Origin of the sequence: Psychrobacter nivimaris (assembly GCF_009812035.1) — a bacterium.
Taxonomy (GTDB): Bacteria; Pseudomonadota; Gammaproteobacteria; order Pseudomonadales; family Moraxellaceae; genus Psychrobacter; species Psychrobacter nivimaris.
On sequence record NZ_VZIZ01000001.1, the window covers coordinates 15,123 to 33,779 of the forward strand.

The 18,657-nt window shown below is 43.5% G+C and carries 16 protein-coding genes; 6 read left to right on the top strand and 10 right to left on the bottom strand.

Translation table 11 applies throughout. The features are described from left to right. Positions 1-10 precede the first annotated feature (10 nt). On the bottom strand, positions 11-1,411 hold the full coding sequence (locus FQV37_RS00075) for an efflux RND transporter periplasmic adaptor subunit (RefSeq protein ID WP_160020799.1): 1,401 nt from the start codon (positions 1,409-1,411) through the stop codon (positions 11-13). Between the two features lie 830 nt (positions 1,412-2,241). Further along, positions 2,242-3,267, bottom strand: a complete 1,026-nt coding sequence (locus FQV37_RS00080; protein WP_160020800.1) for a polyprenyl synthetase family protein — start codon at positions 3,265-3,267, stop codon at positions 2,242-2,244. 569 nt (positions 3,268-3,836) lie between these two features. On the opposite strand from FQV37_RS00080, the gene rplU reads away from it, so the two are divergent. The 3 genes from rplU to lolA all read left to right on the top strand — a co-directional run bounded on the left by rplU (position 3,837) and on the right by lolA (position 5,595). Beyond that, a complete protein-coding gene (rplU, locus tag FQV37_RS00085; RefSeq protein ID WP_057761012.1) occupies positions 3,837-4,148 on the top strand; it encodes a 50S ribosomal protein L21 in 312 nt (103 codons plus the stop codon). A 91-nt stretch (positions 4,149-4,239) separates the two neighbouring features. Next, entirely contained in the window at positions 4,240-4,497 is a 258-nt protein-coding gene (rpmA, locus tag FQV37_RS00090; RefSeq protein WP_021813611.1) for a 50S ribosomal protein L27, read from the top strand. 414 nt (positions 4,498-4,911) lie between these two features. After that, positions 4,912-5,595 carry an outer membrane lipoprotein periplasmic chaperone LolA gene (gene lolA, locus FQV37_RS00095; protein ID WP_478009417.1) on the top strand — a complete coding sequence of 228 codons (684 nt, stop codon included), beginning with the start codon at positions 4,912-4,914 and terminating at the stop codon, positions 5,593-5,595. Positions 5,596-5,715: 120 nt separating this feature from the next. Here lolA and scpB read toward each other — a convergent pair whose 3' ends face one another. From scpB to mrdA, 8 genes are all read right to left on the bottom strand, one after another. Beyond that, positions 5,716-6,276, bottom strand: coding sequence for an SMC-Scp complex subunit ScpB (gene scpB, locus FQV37_RS00100; RefSeq protein WP_160020802.1), 561 nt, complete (start codon positions 6,274-6,276; stop codon positions 5,716-5,718). A gap of 124 nt (positions 6,277-6,400) precedes the next feature. Continuing rightward, on the bottom strand, positions 6,401-7,264 hold the full coding sequence (locus tag FQV37_RS00105) for a segregation and condensation protein A (RefSeq protein ID WP_160020837.1): 864 nt from the start codon (positions 7,262-7,264) through the stop codon (positions 6,401-6,403). A gap of 138 nt (positions 7,265-7,402) precedes the next feature. Beyond that, positions 7,403-8,488, bottom strand: coding sequence for a tryptophan--tRNA ligase (locus FQV37_RS00110; RefSeq protein ID WP_160020803.1), 1,086 nt, complete (start codon positions 8,486-8,488; stop codon positions 7,403-7,405). Between the two features lie 108 nt (positions 8,489-8,596). Beyond that, positions 8,597-9,685: an LpxL/LpxP family acyltransferase gene (locus FQV37_RS00115; RefSeq protein ID WP_160020804.1), complete on the bottom strand. Its 1,089-nt coding sequence runs from the start codon at positions 9,683-9,685 to the stop codon at positions 8,597-8,599. A gap of 324 nt (positions 9,686-10,009) precedes the next feature. Continuing rightward, positions 10,010-10,396, bottom strand: coding sequence for a 30S ribosomal protein S9 (gene rpsI, locus FQV37_RS00120; protein ID WP_021813618.1), 387 nt, complete (start codon positions 10,394-10,396; stop codon positions 10,010-10,012). Positions 10,397-10,406: 10 nt separating this feature from the next. Next, positions 10,407-10,835 carry a 50S ribosomal protein L13 gene (rplM, locus tag FQV37_RS00125; RefSeq protein WP_057761004.1) on the bottom strand — a complete coding sequence of 143 codons (429 nt, stop codon included), beginning with the start codon at positions 10,833-10,835 and terminating at the stop codon, positions 10,407-10,409. A gap of 210 nt (positions 10,836-11,045) precedes the next feature. Then, positions 11,046-11,732 carry a 16S rRNA (guanine(966)-N(2))-methyltransferase RsmD gene (gene rsmD, locus FQV37_RS00130; protein ID WP_160020805.1) on the bottom strand — a complete coding sequence of 229 codons (687 nt, stop codon included), beginning with the start codon at positions 11,730-11,732 and terminating at the stop codon, positions 11,046-11,048. A 69-nt stretch (positions 11,733-11,801) separates the two neighbouring features. Beyond that, entirely contained in the window at positions 11,802-13,787 is a 1,986-nt protein-coding gene (gene mrdA / locus FQV37_RS00135; protein WP_160020806.1) for a penicillin-binding protein 2, read from the bottom strand. A 492-nt stretch (positions 13,788-14,279) separates the two neighbouring features. Here mrdA and FQV37_RS00140 point away from each other — a divergent pair, with 492 nt between their 5' ends. From FQV37_RS00140 to FQV37_RS00150, 3 genes are all read left to right on the top strand, one after another. Further along, a complete protein-coding gene (locus FQV37_RS00140) occupies positions 14,280-15,614 on the top strand; it encodes a DUF445 domain-containing protein (RefSeq protein WP_102093742.1) in 1,335 nt (444 codons plus the stop codon). A 280-nt stretch (positions 15,615-15,894) separates the two neighbouring features. After that, positions 15,895-17,925, top strand: coding sequence for a heme lyase CcmF/NrfE family subunit (locus FQV37_RS00145; protein ID WP_160020807.1), 2,031 nt, complete (start codon positions 15,895-15,897; stop codon positions 17,923-17,925). Between the two features lies 1 nt (position 17,926). After that, entirely contained in the window at positions 17,927-18,604 is a 678-nt protein-coding gene (locus FQV37_RS00150; RefSeq protein ID WP_102093741.1) for a DsbE family thiol:disulfide interchange protein, read from the top strand. Positions 18,605-18,657 lie beyond the last annotated feature (53 nt).

The window sequence follows — 18,657 nt, forward strand, 5'->3', positions numbered from 1 at the left end:
TTGAATGGAATTAGTTGGCAGCGGCTTCTGTTGGTTTTTTGGTAGAAGTCTCATCGCCAGCTGGCTCTTTATCCATCGTTTTTGCGGCTTGCTGCGGCGTTTTGGTATTAGGCGCACTTTGTGCAGCTGGTGCTGGATTTGCACTTTCTAATGGTTTGGCGACCACTTCTTGGTCAGGCTTGACCTTAGCACCACCAATCACAACCACTTTGTCACCTGCTTTCAAGCCTTCAGTGACGACCCATTGTCCATCGTAAGTACCATTAATGGTAACCGGACGTACTTGGATTTTATTATTTTCGTCAACGATATAGACTTGTGTCTCACTCTTCGGCGTACGGGTGACCGCACTTTGCGGAACAAGGGCTGCATTGGTAATAACGCTCTGCGTCAAACGTGCTGTGACATACATACCTGGTAGCAGGATGTTATTGCTGTTTGGGAAAATAGCACGCAAGGTGACAGCGCCTGTTGACTCATCAACTTTGGCCTCAGACAGTGCAAGCTTACCGCGTACTGGATAGACAGAACCATCTTCTAGTACCAATTCAACTGAGTTCATACCTGGCTGAGCAGTACCATCTGCGATCTGCTGACGAAGCTTGAGCAACTCAGAAGAAGACTGGCTGATATCGACGTAGATAGGGTCTAAGCGTGAAATAGTCACCAATGGATCTGCTTGACCAGCACTGACTAGAGTACCAGCAGTGACGCTAGAGCGATCAGTACGACCGGTAAGCGGTGCGCGTACGATTGTACGGTTTAGATCTAAGGTACTGGCTTCTAAACCTGCTTTTGCAGTCTGGATGCCTGCTTTTGCACTCTCAATACCTGCTTGAGTTTGACCGACAGCGGCGGCGGCACTTTGTACTGCTGCTTGTGCTGTACGTACGGCTGTTTGTGCTTGATCGTACTGCTGCTTTGAGATGGCATCAATACTGACCAGACCCTGCAGACGTTGTAAGTCATTTTGCGCTTGTGCTAATGACGCTTGACGGCTGACCAATTCAGCTTTTGCATTGGCATTGTTTGCCACAGCAGTTTGATAGTTAGCTTGTGACTGCTGTACGGCGGCTTGGCCACTCGTTACAGATGAGGCATAGTTGTCGGTGTTGATACGATACAGTGGCTGACCTTTTTTGACGTTGCTTCCTTCACGGAATAGTACTTCGTCAATCACGCCGTTGACCTGCGGGCGGACATCAGCAGTTTGATAAGCTGCAGTACGACCAGAAAAAGTTTGTACTTGAGGGACGGTATCGAGAGTGACTGTCTGAACGTTGACAACCGCAGGCGGCATTTGCTGCTGTGCGGCTTGCTCACCAGCGGCGTCCTCGTTTTTGTCACAGCCAACCAGTACAGCTCCAGATAGTACAGATGCTATTACAAGCGAAAGATAAGAGTGCTTCATCAATGTCCTCGGCAATATATATAAATAGTGACAGTATAAAAATCGATCAATAAGTTTGGCGTACTGAATATAAGGGTCTTGCTAATGCTAAATAACTTGCTAATGCTGAAGAAAGAGAATAAATAGCCTAAGCTAGTATTATTTATTCCAGTTTCAGATGTTTCCGTCAGTGAAATATGACTAATAGAAAATCTGACATCGATATGGATTAAGTATCGAAAGGATTATTTAGCATTAATTGTTTAAGCAAACCACAGAATGGATTAATAAATTTAATGAGTTATTATAAACTATTGGGGTAACCCCACAGTCAAGTAGTTTGCAATACGAGCTGGATCGAAAAGCGGTAATATTACAGTTTACGAATTAATAGATTACCGTCATAGTAAGCGTCGTCTCTATTAACAGCTAATAGAACCATGCACAACCTAGTATCAAAATATATTGTAAATTTTTGTTATGAACCTAAAGCCCTATAGTAATTAAGGTTTTTAAACGATAGAAAATCGACTTTGTCAACAAAATGACAATTTTAGCAACCCCTAATTACAGTCATAAAAAATAACTATCAGTATCTCTCTAACAAACGTCATCAAACTTTGACCGACTGTCCAAAAAGCCTTATACGATTATAGTACTGCAAGAATGTATGAAACTTAAAGAAAGGTAACGATTTGGCTGACATGCTAGTTTTTGAGAAGGTACTTCTTAATTTATGAGCTTCTTATTCATCAATTGCTGAAGGAGTTTGCTAAAAAGCCATGCTAAAAAATTCTGTCAAAAAAAAGAGTCGTCTTAATTAGTTAATAACACAGACGACTCAGCTTTAACTATACTAGTCGGGCGCTAGCGAGTTCAGTTAATTGATATAAGCCTGTACGATAACGGTTATCTGGTAGCGTACTCAGTGCATCTTGTGCCAGTTTGGTTTCCTCCAGCGCGCGCTGCTTACAATAAGCCAATGAGCCAGAACTACGTACCAACTCAATCAGCTGCTCAGCGTTTGGTGTCTTACCTGTCTGAACGGCAATACGTAACTGCTCATAGCCTTCAGTGTCGCTGTCTTTGAGTAGTTCGAGTGCTTTGATAGTCGGTAGGGTAGGTTTGCCTTCAGCAAGGTCATCGCCTAAGTTTTTGCCCATCACCTCACTATCGCCACTATAGTCGAGCACATCATCGATAATCTGGAACGCATTACCAAAATGCTGTCCGAAATCGCCCAATGCCGTCATATATTCTGTCTTATCTTGCAAGATAGCAGCACCTTGGGTCGCCATCATGAACAGGCGTGAAGTTTTGCCATCGATAATGCGTAAGTAATCTTCCTCTGTCGCAGCAGGGTTATGCTGATGCTGTAGCTGTAATACTTCGCCTTCAGCAATATCACAAGTCCCATCGGAGAATACTTGCAACAGTGGCAGGCTTTGAAAACCAACCAATAGGTTGAACGCACGAGCAATCAAATAGTCACCGACCAATACGGCAGTAGCATTGTCCCACGTCGCATTTGCCGTCGGCTTTCCACGGCGTTGCCCTGACTCATCGATGACATCGTCATGGACTAGGGTAGCGGTATGTAGCATTTCCGTGATAGCAGCTAGATGCATGGCCTTTTCTGATGGGTTGTCATCAAACATACGTGCGCAGAGCAACGTAATCAGCGGACGCATACGTTTGCCGCCAGCATTGATCACGTGTTGCGAGACGCTCATGACGAGTTGTACTTTTGAGTTCAAACTGCCAAACACTTGCTTGTCCATTACCTCAAAATCATTGGCTACAATACTTTGAATATCAGCATAGCTAGGCGTCGATTGAGGGGCAGGCACGGTATTATTTAAAGAGGTACTAGTCATAATAAATAGTCATATTAATAAGAGTAAAGAGAGTTGGTATAACCTTGACTTTATCTATCTATAGGTAAGGTATTATTTCGCTTATGATAGCATAGCTATCTGCTTAAATTGTTGGTTAAAGTATATAGCACAAGTAGGTCAGGCGTATGATATATAGGGCTTACTATGCCTATTGAATAGAATAAAAACGATAAGAAATGTCTTGTGTTTTACAGATATATCTTCTAGCTCATTTTAAGCTTATTGGTCACATAAATGATTCATAAAGGGCTGTAAGTAACTGATTGCATAAGTTATAATGGCCGCTGTTGGGCTTAATCTATCACTTATCATTACTATTTCTCATGTTTATATTCGCATTGTCGTTTATCGACTTTCCTTGATGAGCAGCCGTTATAGCCAAATGAGAGATGGTCATTAGTGTAACTACCTTGCAAAAACGAGAGGCGCGGCTTGCTTTTATGAGCAAAAAGCCGTAAAATCTTGCCTTTAATTTTTCCCTGTCGTGTTCGTCGTAAAAGCGTTGGTATAACATCAGCCACGGCACACGGGTTAAACGGAGTCATACAATGTACGCAGTAATCAAAACTGGTGGTAAACAGCACCGTGTAGTCGTCGATGAATTGCTTAAAGTTGAACTACTAAAAGCAGAAAAAGGCGAAACAATCAAATTTGAAGACGTGTTGATGGTTGTTGACGGCGATAACGTCAAAATCGGTCAGCCTGTTGTTGACGGTGCTAGCGTAGAAGTTGAAGTTGTTGAGCATGGTCGCGGCGAAAAAATCCGTATCATCAAGCACAACCGTCGTAAGCATTATCACAAAGAACAAGGTCACCGCCAATGGTACACCTTGTTAAAAATCAAAGCGATTAATGCCTAATTATCCATTTAGCAATTATTGCTAAATAGCGCACTAAATGCTTAAGAGTTATCGCATCAGCGATAAGTCAAATTAACAAGGAGATTTTCTCATGGCACATAAAAAAGCTGCCGGTTCGAGCCGTAACGGTCGTGATTCAAACCCAAAAATGCTAGGCGTAAAAATCTTTGGTGGCCAAGCTATCACAGCTGGTAACATCATCGTTCGTCAACGTGGTACAGAATTCCACGCAGGCGAAGGCGTTGGCATGGGTCGTGACCATACTTTATTTGCACTGAATGACGGTGTTGTAAAGTTTGCGACCAAAGGTAAATTTAACCGTCGTTATGTTACGGTTGAAAACGCATAATTATCTATTTAGATCGTTTTATTCTTTGGATAGAATGATTAGATAATTAAAAAAGCCCTTACTGCCTTATGGTAGTAGGGGCTTTTTACGTTTGTGGGGTGATATAAATCAATAGTAATTCTTCTGAGCGATATTTTTAAAGCCATTATTAGCATAATTACTGTAGCTAATAGTTTTAACTGCAAACTCTTACCGTGTAACTGCATTGGTTACAAGCGTGTATGGCAGCCGTAGTAAAGATTGCAAATCATGACTAGGCGCGTAATAAAAAAACTGGCACACTGTTGCCATTGCTGATGGTTACCAGTTTTAGCTCGGTAAAATCAGTATTTATAGAAAACAAAAATTTCAATAGAATATTTTATTTTTAGCGACAACTTTAAAGTGATTATGCTTTTTTAGAGAGGATTTATGATGAACTTATCTACGAAAAAATCAACCAAACAGAAGATGATGAGTGGTGCTTTAGCAGGTATATTAATGACATCGCTAGGTATCGCAGCGCCAATGATGGCATTGACTCAAACGGCTACTGCAGCTCCTGCTGATAACCTAACAGCTGCTAAACGTTTGAATAAATTGCTGACCAATACCAAGAGTATGACGGCCAATTTTAGCCAAACAACTAAAGGCGCGAGTAGTGGTACGTTTACAGGCTCTATGAGTGTTCAACGTCCAAATAACTTCCGCTGGGAAACCAAGTCACCATCAGAGCAGCTTATCGTTGCTAATGGGAACTCTATGTGGGTTTATGACAAGGATTTAGAGCAAGCGACTAAGCAGAATGTTGACAGTCAAGTAGGTAATACACCAGCGTTACTACTGTCAGGTGATCCAAGCAAGATTGATCAAAACTTTAAAATCACTCAGCCATATGACAACAAGAACTACTATGTACTCTATCCCAAGTCAGACAGTGCAAGTTTTAAAAGTCTCTCAATAAGCTTTAGTGGTGGCAAACCTGTCATGATGGTATTGAATGACACCTTGGGTCAAACAACTTCTATCAAGTTCAGCGGTATTAAGATGAACCCAAGTATTGGTAGCAGTCAGTTTAAATTTACACCACCAAAGGGTGTTGATGTGATTAATCAGTAATTAACAGATATATTGCTAGGTTTTGATATCAGTTCAAAATCAGCAACGTAATAAAAAGGATAGATCCTATGCGGTCTGTCCTTTTTTGTGTGAGTAACTATAGTTTGTTCAGCAGAAATTTTAAGACATGGCTCGTATGGTTTCCATATCTGGCATAGGTGGTAGTTCATCCAGATGGCTTAATCCAAACGCATCTAAAAACTGCGCAGTAGTATGAAGCAATGCAGGGTGGCCTAGAGTATCTTTAAAGCCTTTCTCCACAATCCATCCTTTATCAAACAGCTGGCGCAGTATATTGCTCGATAATGTTACTCCGCGCACATGCTCGATATCACTACGCGTCACAGGTTGCTTGTATGCAATGACACTTAGGGTTTCAAGTAGGGCTTGGCTCAGGCGTTCTTGACGCTGCGGAAAAGTACGCTGAATTAGACTGCTATAGTCATCAGATATCTGTAAGCGATAACCGCTGGCTGTCTCATGTAGCCTAAGCACACCTGTATCTAAGCGTTGTTGCAGCACCTCTAGGGTTTGATTTAATTCTTTAGTAGATAATGACAAATGTTTCTTTAACGCGTGAGCGGTCAGCGGTGCTTCTGATGCATGCAACAGTACTTCAATACATTTACTCAACTCTTCCAAAGAATCATGCTGTGCCTCAACCGATGGAGATGTAGTCATAGTTATTGGTTCTTGGGTCTCGTCATGTTGCTTTGGGTCTTCAATATCTACCATCTAAAGTATGCTCTTATTTCAATATTGTGATTTTAATAGAGAGTAGTCTAAGAGACAGTCTTAGAGCCTACTAGGCTAACCACTGTAATGTGAGATTTGTGGATTCATTATTCATATTATTCTGATCAGAATTATTGGAAACAGAGTTGACGATACCGCTATCTGTCTCAATATTGACCACACCAACTAACTGCCGCTTTATAAGCTCAAGTACGGCGACAAAACTCACGACCACGCCTATTTTACCTTGTGCCTTATCCAGTAGCTCATAAAAGGAGCGCGCCCCATCTGTACTTAATTGTCTGCTAATACTGGCAATACGATCGGCAAGGGGTACTGCATCAACTTTGATCGTATGCATTTGATAGTTAGGCTGTAACTGCATTTTAAATAAGCTATCAATCAGCAAGTTAGGTGAGTAGCTTGGCAGTTCCGCATTCATAACGTCTTGACCAGGCATACTAACCATGGCCAAAAACACATCGCGCTCTAGACGTACTAGATTGTCTAGGCGCTGACTGACCACTTTGATTTGCGCGTACTCTTCGAGGCGTTCGATAAGTTCTGCTTTTGGATCACGCTCGTCGGTTGGAGTATCAGGGGCAGGCAATAGCAGTTCGGTTTTGATAGCGATGAGCGTTGATGCCATTAACAGATAATCACCTGCTAATTCAAAGTGCTCGGTATCCAATTCACCGATATAAGCTAAGTACTGTTCAGTGATAGGCAGAATAGGCATTTGGGTCAAATCGACGTTGTTCTTTTTGACCAAATACAATAGAAAATCCAATGGACCAGCAAACTGCTCTAACCAAATAGCAAAGGCTTGCGGCGGTACATATAGATCTTCTGGCAAATGCTGTACAGGCGTCTGATAGATACGTAGCGACATATCATGGTTGACTGATTTATCATGATCGCTCTGATTGTCCATAGGCTCAGAAGTTGAATCAGCCATAGCAGATAAGGCGGCATTAGACAAAGCCGCCTGTTTGGTGTTTGGTTCAGTTTGCACGTTTAGCACCCGCTTTGATCATAAATTGCGTCAGTGAAACGACTATTCCAGCAACGATTATTTAAGCTTAGCAAGCGGACGGATGCCGATAGCACGGCGAGCTTTGTCTAGTTGCTTACGACTATGACGACGGGCTTTATTCGCACCCATCTGCAAGATTTCTTCCAGCTCTTTTGGATTGGCCATCAGCTCTTCGTAACGTGCACGGAATGGCGCGATTTCATCATTAATCTTGTCAAACAGGGCTTGCTTAGCGTCGCCCCAGCCAATACCAGCGGCATAACGCGCACGCATATCAGCAATCTCTTCAGGGGTCGCAAATGCTTTATAAATCTCAAAGATAGCTGAGTCATCTGGATCTTTTGGCTCATCAGGTAACTGTGAGTTAGTCACGATCTTCATGATGGCTTTATGCATTTGTTTTTCAGGACTGACTTGCGGGTTTGGCTCACCGAAGAGGGGAATCGTATTGCTATAGCTCTTACTCATTTTGCGGCCATCAAGCCCAGTAAGCAGCGGTATATCGTTATCAACGACTGCGGACGGTAACGTAAAAAGCGATTTATAACGATGATTAAAAGTACCTGCGATATCACGCGCCATCTCGATATGCTGCACTTGGTCACGACCAACAGGCACGTGGGTCGCATTAAACATCAAAATATCAGCCGCCATTAGTACGGGATAACCAAACAGACCCATGGTGACACCTTGATCAGGATCGACATCGGCTTTCTCTGTATTGATATCAACGGCTGCTTTATAGGCATGGGCGCGGTTCATCAAACCTTTGGCACATGAGCAGTTCAAGATCCAAGCAAGTTCTGGAATTTCAGGCACGTCTGACTGACGGTAGAACGTCACACGCTCAGGGTCTAGACCACAAGCAATCCACGTAGCGGCAATGGCTCTCGTCGATTCATGAATGATAGCAGGGTCATAACAACCAATGATGCCATGGTAGTCTGCCAAAAAGAAAAACGCTTCATGATCGCTATTTTGAATAGACTCAATCGCTGGACGAATCGCGCCAACATAGTTACCTAAGTGCGGAATACCAGTCGGTTTGATACCAGTCAGAATACGTTTGGCTTCAGTTGAAGTATCAGAAGTTTGATTGTCAGGAGTACTGTTATTGCTCATGGAAAATCCGTTATTTTGTTTATCAAATTATTATCAGTGCATAGCTAAACTGCAAATTATTAGACGCAAAGTATAGCAAACTTCACCAATATTTTTGGGAATAAAGGCTTACTTATAAATATCGGTACGACCGTTTGGCCCATGTTTGAAGCGGCGATGGAACCACATCCACTGAGTGGGATCAATACGAATGAGCCCTTCTAAGACTTCATTGACCCGAGTAGCATCAGCGACTTCATCTTTACTTGGATAATTGTCTAATTCTGGCGTAATTGTTAAATGATAATGGGGACGTTTACCGCGCGGCAAGTTGTCAGGCGTTTGCCGATAAGTATGCAGTGCCATGACAGCTGGCGGCTGTGCTTTGCTACCCAGTTTCGCCATGCGACGCGATGCAGTAATCGTTGCGGCTGGCACACCGAAGAATGGCGCCATGACACCTTGCTTGAGACCATAGTCTTGGTCAGGAGAGTACCAGATGACGTGTCCTGCTTTGATAGAGGTAACTAGGCTACGCATATCACGACTAGAGATTTGCTTACCAAATATATTGGTACGACCATTATAAATAAACCAGTCTAATAAAGGATTGTTTTGCGTACGATACATACAATCTACAGGGAAAAACTGTGCACATAATAGGCCGCCCAAATCTAGCATCGTATAATGCGCACCGAGCAGGATAACTGGCCGCTGCTCATTTTGCGCATTAACAATATGCTGTAACCCTGAGATGGATACAGTTCTAGTAAATATATTGGGTCGGAACCAAGCGCATAATGTTTCAAACACACCAATGCCTTGATTGACAAATACTTGCTTGGCCATTAATTCACGTTCAGCTTCAGGCTTCTCTGGAAAAGCCAACTTAAGATTGATTAGCGTATCGCGTCTACGTGAGCCAGCAGCTTTATAAATCAATATACCAAGCTTACGACCTAGCCAAAACTGCCAACGTAACGGCAGATATATCATCGGTAGCATTATTAAGAATAATAACCAAATGCCCCAATTCTTTGGTAATAAAAACTGCCACTGAAATGGCTTGTTATCTGCTTGCGCTGTACGCTTATGATTTTGAGTAATCGTCGGTGTGCCAGCAGGTATAGCAGGCGACTTAGCCGATTGTTTCATGCTAGGCGGCACGCTGCTATTGGCAGATGGCTTGCTAGGGTCGAATTGTTCTGGCGCTTTCATAATATCCTTCTGCGGCACGGTTTGAGGCATCATGGCTAATAATAAAAAGTTACTGATATGATGGGGTAGCGTTTAATGCTTTGCAAGTTAGAATTTCTACAGACGCTCTACTTTGTAGTGTCGAAACAAGGCACTCATGTTAATTATCGCTGTAAGACAAAGCTGGTTTGATTAAGACAATTAAAGTGCTATCAGTAGGCATAAAAAAACCTTATAAGCTGTGACCAGCTTATAAGGTTTTGCAAAACCAGACTCTTATTTAACTTTGCTACTGAAGCTCTGAGAAAAAGACAACAGCAGCAAAAATATAAGAGAGAGTTTTGATTAACGTTTTGAGAACTGTGGACGTTTACGTGCTTTGCGTAGACCCAGTTTCTTACGTTCAACTTGACGTGAATCACGAGTAACAAAACCAGCTGCTTTTAGGGCAGGCTTCAAAGTTTCGTCAGCTTCGATTAATGCACGTGTGATGCCGTGGCGGATTGCGCCAGCTTGACCACTAATACCACCGCCTGCAACAGTTACATATAAGTCATATGCGTTAGCAGAGTCTAGTAGTTCTAATGGCTGACGTACAACCATGCGTGAAGTTTCACGGCTGAAGTATTCGTCAAGTGGCTTACCGTTAACAACGATACTACCAGTACCTTTTGATAAAAATACACGAGCAGTAGACGTCTTGCGGCGACCAGTTCCGTAATTGCGTTCCATAAGTATATCCTTAGATGTCTAGTTCTTTAGGTTGCTGTGCAGTATGTGGATGATCAGTACCCGCATAAAGTTTCAGCTTCTTGATCATCGCATAGCCAAGAGGGCCCTTTGGAAGCATACCCTTAACTGCTTTGTGTAGAACATCTTCAGGCTTATGTGCAAGCAACTTATTGAAGTTGGTTTCTTTAATACCACCTGGGTAGCCACTGTGACGATAGTACTTTTTGTCTTGTGCTTTTTTACCCGTTACCGTGATTTTGTCAGCATTGATGACAACAATAAAGTCACCAGTATCAACGTGCGGAGTAAAAGAAGGCTTGTGCTTGCCACGTAAGCGAGTTGCGATTTGAGTGGCTAAGCGACCAAGGGTTTTGCCGTCAGCATCTACGACATACCAGTCATGGGTCACTTCAGCTGGTTTTGCACTAAGTGTTTTCATGATAAAACCTTAAAATTAGAATTCGTTGAGAGTTTAGCTGGGAACGGGGCTCTCAAAAAACAGACTGCACATTATAAGCAGTAGCGCCTACGCTTGCAAGCTGCATTGGGGTTTATTTTCGCCTTATATACATTAAACTGCAGCGTCGGCCAGTTTTTAGCGGTTCTAAACATTTGTAAAATATGTTAACGGCTTTCATTAACCCGACAATTATGACGATGATAGACGATAAAGTCCAGCAACAACTTGTCCGACTTTGGTTTGTTTCAAGCATTCAAAAGCGATTAGTTGCTGAGTAACGCTCGATTGAGGGTCTAAATTCTCATTTAGTGACGCTTCCAATTGCTTAAGCTGTGCTGCCAAATCTGTATCAGCTTCTAAATAAATTAGTGTTTTAGTATTTATTAAGGTATTGGTAATAAGCGCAGTCAAAATAGGCTGCCATAAATCCTGAGCATAAGGTGGATCGATAAATACGATGTCAAAGGGGCGTGCAGTCAGATGCTCTTGACGTAATACTTGCTCAGCAGTGCCAGTGAAGATTTGATAAGCAGCAGCTTCAAGACGTAATTGCTCAGCACTCTGACGTAGCATGTTGCTTTGTGCTGGATTGATTTCGATAAATGTTGTGTGGGCCGCACCGCGAGATAGCGCTTCAAACCCCAGTACGCCACTGCCAGCACAGCTATCGAGTACATGGGCATCATGAATGTCAGCGAGTAGCCAGTTAAATAAAGTCTCCCGCAAGCGATCTGGGGTCGGGCGCAGGCCATCTGCATCGATGAAACTTACAATACGGCGCTTAAACTGACCACCGATAATGCGCACATCACCCGCTGCCGCACTTTTCACTTTACGGTTATTCTTTGGTGCGCGTCCATTTGAGGCTTTTTTCATTATTGTGTCTCGCTTACCAATTCTTTGCTAGGTTTTGCTTTTTATACTATTAAGTACTCAAACGTCTAGTTACTCAGACGTCGCTGCTGCCGCTTCGGCTTCCGCGGCTTCTTTTTCTTCCAATACTTTTGCTTCTTTATCACGAATGGCGTCACGCATCGCTTTTTCAAAAGCCTTTTGGCGTTTAATAACTTTTAGCTCGTCAGCAGAAGGTGGCAGCACAGGATCTGTTTTACGTTGTAATACCCAATAGTCAAATAGAGCACGGCCAATAGGTGCTGCAACAGCACTACCACCGCCGCCATTTTCGACCAATACTGCAAGGGCAATCTGCGGGTCTTCTACTGGGGCAAAACCATTAAACCAAGCATGATCCCAGTGACGCTTATCAATCGCCGACTTGTCATAGCGTTTGCCCTGCGCGATAGATTTCACCTGTGCAGTACCTGTTTTACCAGCGATACGATAGCGCGGGGTATAGATGCCACGTCCTGTACCGTTTTCTACCACGCTTTCCATCGCATCATGCATACGCAACCAGTCAGACGGCTTACCGTTATAGTCGATTTTACCATCTGGCTTAGTGATAATTTTGACGTCCGCGGCGCCGTCACTGCTCTTTAATAAGTGCGGGGTGATATGCTGACCTTTACTGGCTGTCATGGCCGTAGCGTTGGCAATCTGTAGCGGTGTGGCCAAGAAGTACCCTTGTCCAATACTGACCGAGATCGTTTCGCCCGGTAGCCAGTCTTTATCGTAAGTGTCTTTTTTCCATTTTGGCGATGGCATGATGCCTGATTTTTCGTTAGGTAAATCAATACCAGTATCTTCACCAAAACCAAAGCGTACCATCCAATCATGCAAACGTTGAATGCCCATCTCATAAGCCAACTTATAATAATAAGTATCGACCGACATCGCGATGGATTTTTTTAGATCTACCGTGCCATGACCGCCACGTTTCCAATCGCGGAATCGATGCGTATCACCAGGTAAGCTAAAATAACCAGGGTCATAGATAGTACTGTTCCAATCACGTAGACCATAATGAATACCGCCCAAACCCTCAAATGGCTTGATAGTAGAACCAGGTGGGTAGGTACCTTGGAGGGCACGGTTATACAGTGGCTGATCCAAATCTTCACGCAGATCGTCGTAATCTTTAAAAGAGATACCTGATATAAAAGGGTTAGGGTCGTAGCTTGGATTACTAACAAATGCCAATACATCACCGTTTTTTGGGTCTATCGCAACGATTGCACCGCGACGTCCATCAAGTTGCTGCTGGGCGATAGTTTGCAAGCCATAATCCAAGCTCAACGTAATATCGTTACCCGCTATCGGCGGCTTGGTATCCAGTTGACGCAAAATATTCCCATGTGCGTCTGTTTCTACCGATTGATAACCCGGTTGCCCAAGCAAAATATCTTCATAGTAGTCTTCGATACCAATCTTACCAATCAAGTCAGTACCAGCGTAACGGTCTTTATCAATACGCTTTGACTCTTTGTCATTGATACGTCCGACATAGCCGATGACATGGGCAAACAGCTCATCATAAGGATAAGAGCGCGTAAGCTTGCTTTGGATAGAGACCCCGCGGAAGAACGGCTTGCGCTCACTAAACTGAGCCAACTGTGCTTCTGTTAAATCGATCTTGATCGTTACAGGGTCATTTTTATTTTTACTTAGACGCGCCAAGATATCAGTAATATCTGTATCGGTTAAATCAAAAATCGGCGCAAGCAGATGCAACGTGCGCTCAGGATTTTCGACCTCATCAGGGCTGAGCATCGCTGTAAATACAGGCTGATTGTCTGCCAGTATTACCCCGTTACGATCATAGATATACCCACGACTAGGCGGCGCAGATATCAGTTTGATACGGTTGTTATCGGCTTGCGTTGTGTACTGATCATGAGCGTAGACTTGCAAATACCCATAACGTGTTATCAAACCGCCCAAACCAATCAATATTATAATCCCAAAGATGATAATACGATTGGTAAAGGTACTGTTGACCTGTTCGGTATTGGGAGTTATCGGTTTATTCATAGAAGATCAGAGCCCAAAAGGTCAGTGAGTCAATAAAAGAAAAATAAGAGGGCAGGTTGGTTAACCAAAGTGCGGTGAGTCTAAAAGATAATGCAAATGGTTTCAATCACATAGAAGGGTATGGTGTGAAATCGTCATGCAGTCATTTATACGTAGGTAGTTTTTGTTATTTCACTACAAATTATAACAGAACAAATGAGCAGGCGCAGTACTCAGTCATATATTTTGTTCTGGTTATCTGATAGCCAAGAACTGGCTTATATTCAGGTTTTGTTGGTTAACAGACGATATGAACCATGTCATCTTTAGTCACAACTTGCCGCTGGTCTATATGTGCTAATAAATGGCAAGTATGCTAAAATCAGGCGATTTATTTTATAGTAGTTATTATGGGCGGAGCGTCTTTTGAAACGTTCTCATTTTGCTAAAGTTTCGTTATCAGTAGCGATAATGTTAGCAACGACAATCAACCTGTCAGGGACTAGATAAGTCATGGACGTAAATTCATTATGGCAGACGATAGCTGAACACCCAGAGTTTTTTGCCATGCTGACCATCCCACCAGTGACGGCATTCGTCACTTGGGTACATGTGTGGATGGCGCTCAAGATGCTGTTTTATCCGGTTAAGTTCTGGGGTATTCGTATTCCTAACTTCCCGTTTTTTGGGTTGCCAGGTATCGGTTGGCAAGGTATCGTTCCGCGCAAAGCGGGCAAGATATCAGGAGTTATCGTTGACCAGACGCTCTCAAAACTCGGTTCGCTTGATGAGTTTTTTAAGGCGATGGAGCCTGAGCAAATGGCGATATTTGTTACTGATACGGTAGACAAAAATCTTGAGCCATTGATTGATGAGATTATGCTGGATCACTCGCCAGCATTGTGGGGCAATCTACCTTACGCCCTAAAGCGCCGTGTCTATGCGCAAGCTCATAAAGAGCTACCTAGTATTATGCAGTCGCTTGTGACAGATTTGACTTATCATGTCGAAGACTTGGTCGATATGCGCAAAATGATTGTCAACACCATGGAAAATGATCGTCGTTTGATGGTCAATATGTTTCTAAAAGTGGGGCAAAAAGAGATAGACTTTATCTGGCACATTAGTGCTTTGATTGGTCTGGTATTTGGTATTATCCAGATGTTTATATTTTTGGTGGTGCCGCAGCATTGGACCGTACCGTTCTTTGCCGCGATTTGGGGTTTTCTTACCAATTGGATTGCCATTTGGATGGTGTTTAATCCAGTAGAGCCGCACTTCATACCTTATTTGAAGCTGTTTTCGGTGCAGAGTCGCTTTCCATTTATCAAGCCCGTCATACCGCATATCGCAAAGTATCGCTTACAAGGCGGCTTCATGAAGCGCCAAGAGGAAGTTTCCGAGGTTTTTGCTGAAATTGTGGTGAAGGATTTGGTCACTCTAGAAAACATCATGAATGAAATGATGTATGGTGATCGCTCAGCACAAACCCGTGATTTGATGAAATCGCATCTATATACGGTGCTAGAGTCACCAGTGATTAGCACGACATTACGTGTGGGGTTGGGACGCCGTGATTATGGACAACTAAAAAACACCATTATTGACAAGTCTATTGTCGCAACGATGGTACCACTGCGAGATCCTGAGCTAAATGAAAGCCGAGCCAGTAAGATATTTGGTCTGTTTCGCGATAGAATACGTGCGCTCACGCCAAATGAGTTTCAGAATCTGTTGCGTCCAGCTTTCCGTGAGGATGAGATGACGTTGATTGTTTTGGGCGGTTTGACTGGTTTTCTAGCAGGTTGGTTGCATTTAGTGTTAGTATTTTTCCCCTCAATGCAGTAATGCATTAATAAGTATTGTTAATTAGTCATGAACGGCTATATTGAATAAGCTTTGAATAACTAAAAAATGTAAAATTAGCAACAGATAAGCAATTTGTATCAATCATTCATATTGGTACGTCACAATGATAGTAGCGGGTTTTATGTGCTTCTACAGCAATTGAAACCTCAGTTTTTAACCGTAAACTATGACCGCATAAAGGACTATTAGCGTTTGCCAGTGGCTAGCAATGCCATCGGTGAACCCTTAATTGTATCCAAGGTAAACAAGGTTAGACCGTATGTTAATCACAGAATTGGGTTATTTTGCCTTGCTGGCCGCTTTTATATTGGCGATTTTGCAGGTGGTACTACCAACCATTGGCGTCATGCGTGACCACGTCGCTTGGCAGCGTTTGGCGCCAAGTCTAGCATGGGCGCAATTTGCGGCAATGATTACCTCATTTGCTGCGCTGATGGCAGGCTTTTATTATAACGACTTTAGTCTCGTCTATGTCACTCAGCATTCCAATACATTGCTGCCTTGGTACTACAAGCTGTCGGCGACATGGGGCGGGCATGAAGGCTCGCTACTACTGTGGATGACCATCATGGCCACTTGGTGTGCATTGGTCTCTTACTTCAGCCGTGGGTTGCCGTTGTCTATGCGTGCGCGAGTGCTGGTGATATTAGCAGGCGTGCAGATGATGATGCTAGCGATGCTAATCTTTACCTCATCGCCATTTGATCGCACATTACCCAATCTGCCTGTTGATGGTGCGGATCTAAACCCTGTATTGCAAGATTTTGGTCTGATTATTCACCCACCGATGCTTTATATGGGTTACGTGGGTATGGTTGTGCCATTTGCGTTTTGTATGGCTGCATTGTGGGAAGGGCGTTTGGATGCGGTATGGACACGTTGGTCGCGTCCATGGGCATTGGCTGCTTGGGGTTTCTTAACAGTCGGTATCGCGCTTGGCTCATGGTGGGCTTATTATGAGCTTGGCTGGGGCGGTTGGTGGTTCTGGGATCCAGTAGAGAACGCCTCATTGATGCCATGGTTGGCAGGGACGGCGCTACTGCATTCACTTGCTGTTACTGAAAAACGCGGTGTGTTTAAAGCATGGACAATCATGCTCGCAATCTTTGCTTTTGCGCTTAGCTTGCTTGGCACGTTCTTAGTACGTTCAGGTGTCATTACGTCAGTGCATTCATTTGCCGCTGATCCAACGCGTGGTCTAGTGATTCTAATCATTCTCGGTATCATCGTCGGCGGTGGTCTGTTGATGTTTGCTGTACGTGGCTGGCGTTTGACGGTCGAGAGTCAGTATCGACTTATCTCACGTGAATCATTTTTGGTAATTAATAACGTTATTATTCTAATTTCAACCTTAGTGGTACTACTTGGTACGCTATATCCTATTATTGCTGATGCCTTTAACTTAGGTCAGGTATCTGTTGGCCCTCCATACTTCAACGCCCTGTTTGTGCCGTTGACATGGCTGCTACTGGTGGCGATGGGTATGGGCTCTAATATCCGCTGGAAACAAGACAGCCGCCCGTTATTGGGTGCTGGTATGGTTATCGCGGTGAGCAGTTTGGTATTGGCCGCCATTATTACCTATTTTGCCAGTCCATCAGCGATGCTAAATATCGGTGTCACATTGGCTGTGAGCTTTTGGGTGTTGTTATGGATGGTTGTCGATTTCAAAGACAAGACCAAAAATGCACCAAGTCGCTTAAACGGTTTACGTCAGTTGCGTCTGAGCTATTGGGGTCAACAGACCGCTCATATTGGCGTTATCATTGCGGTCATCGGTGTGGCATTTACCACTACGTTGAGCATTGAGCGCGATGTGGCATTAGGGCCTAATGACAGTGTCAATGTTCAAGGCTATGATTTCACGGTAAAAGGCTTTAGTGAAGTAAAAGGCAGTAACTTTGACGCCACCCAAGCAGAAGTAACAGTCAGTAAAGACGGTCAAGAAGTGACCACGTTATATCCTGAAAAGCGTAACTATATTATCAGTATGATGCCGATGACAGAAGCTGCGATTGATGCCAATTTGATGCGCGATGTCTACGTAGCACTTGGTGAGCCGATTGCTGAAGACAGTAATGAATGGGCTTTCCGTATCTATGTCAAACCGCTGATCCGCTGGATATGGTTGGGTGCGCTTATCATGGCGTTTGGTGCATTGCTCAGTATGCTAGACAATCGTTACCGTATCAAAAAAACCAAAACACCTGCACAAATCGCGGCCAAAAAATCAGGCTTTGCGACGGTTGCAGATTTGGATACGTCAGCTACAAAGATAGGGGAGCGTTAATATGACTACCTCAAACAATGAATCTGATAAAAAAGCTCAGCAAGAATCTGTCAACGAGATCAAAACACCAAGCAGCAATAAAGTAAAAACTAAGAAAAAACTTAAAATTGGGTTTTTGATTCCGCTGGTTATCTTTATTGGTTTGGTCGCTATGCTCTATATGCGTTTGGGCAAACCGACTGATATCGTGACCAATACAGCGCTTGAGCGTCCAGTACCTGCCTTTGAGTTGCCGTTATTATCAGATACGAGTCGTATCATGACCAATGACAACTTGCCAGATAAGCCATTCCTCATGAATATCTGGGGCTCTTGGTGTCCAACTTGTATCATTGAGCATCCTTTTCTAATGAAGCTAGAAGAGCGCGGTGTTAACTTAGTGGGCGTAAACTACAAAGATGATATTGGTGATGCGTTAGGGTATCTGAATCGCGGTGGCGACCCGTTCTCTATGTCTATTCAAGACTTGTCAGGGCAGTTTGCTCTAGATTTGGGTCTGACTGGTGCACCTGAGACTTTCATCGTCGATGGTGATGGGATTATTCGTCAGCATATCATCGGTGAGATCAATGAGAGCAATTGGCAAAGTCGTATTACGCCTTGCTTAATGGTACTCAATGACGCTAGTAATAATGGTGTCAGTCCAGATCCGAGCCAAATTGCGGAGGCGTGCAAATGATAGCCTACCAAATAAGAAACGCGACCATAAAGTTAGTAAGCTTGTTTATCGCT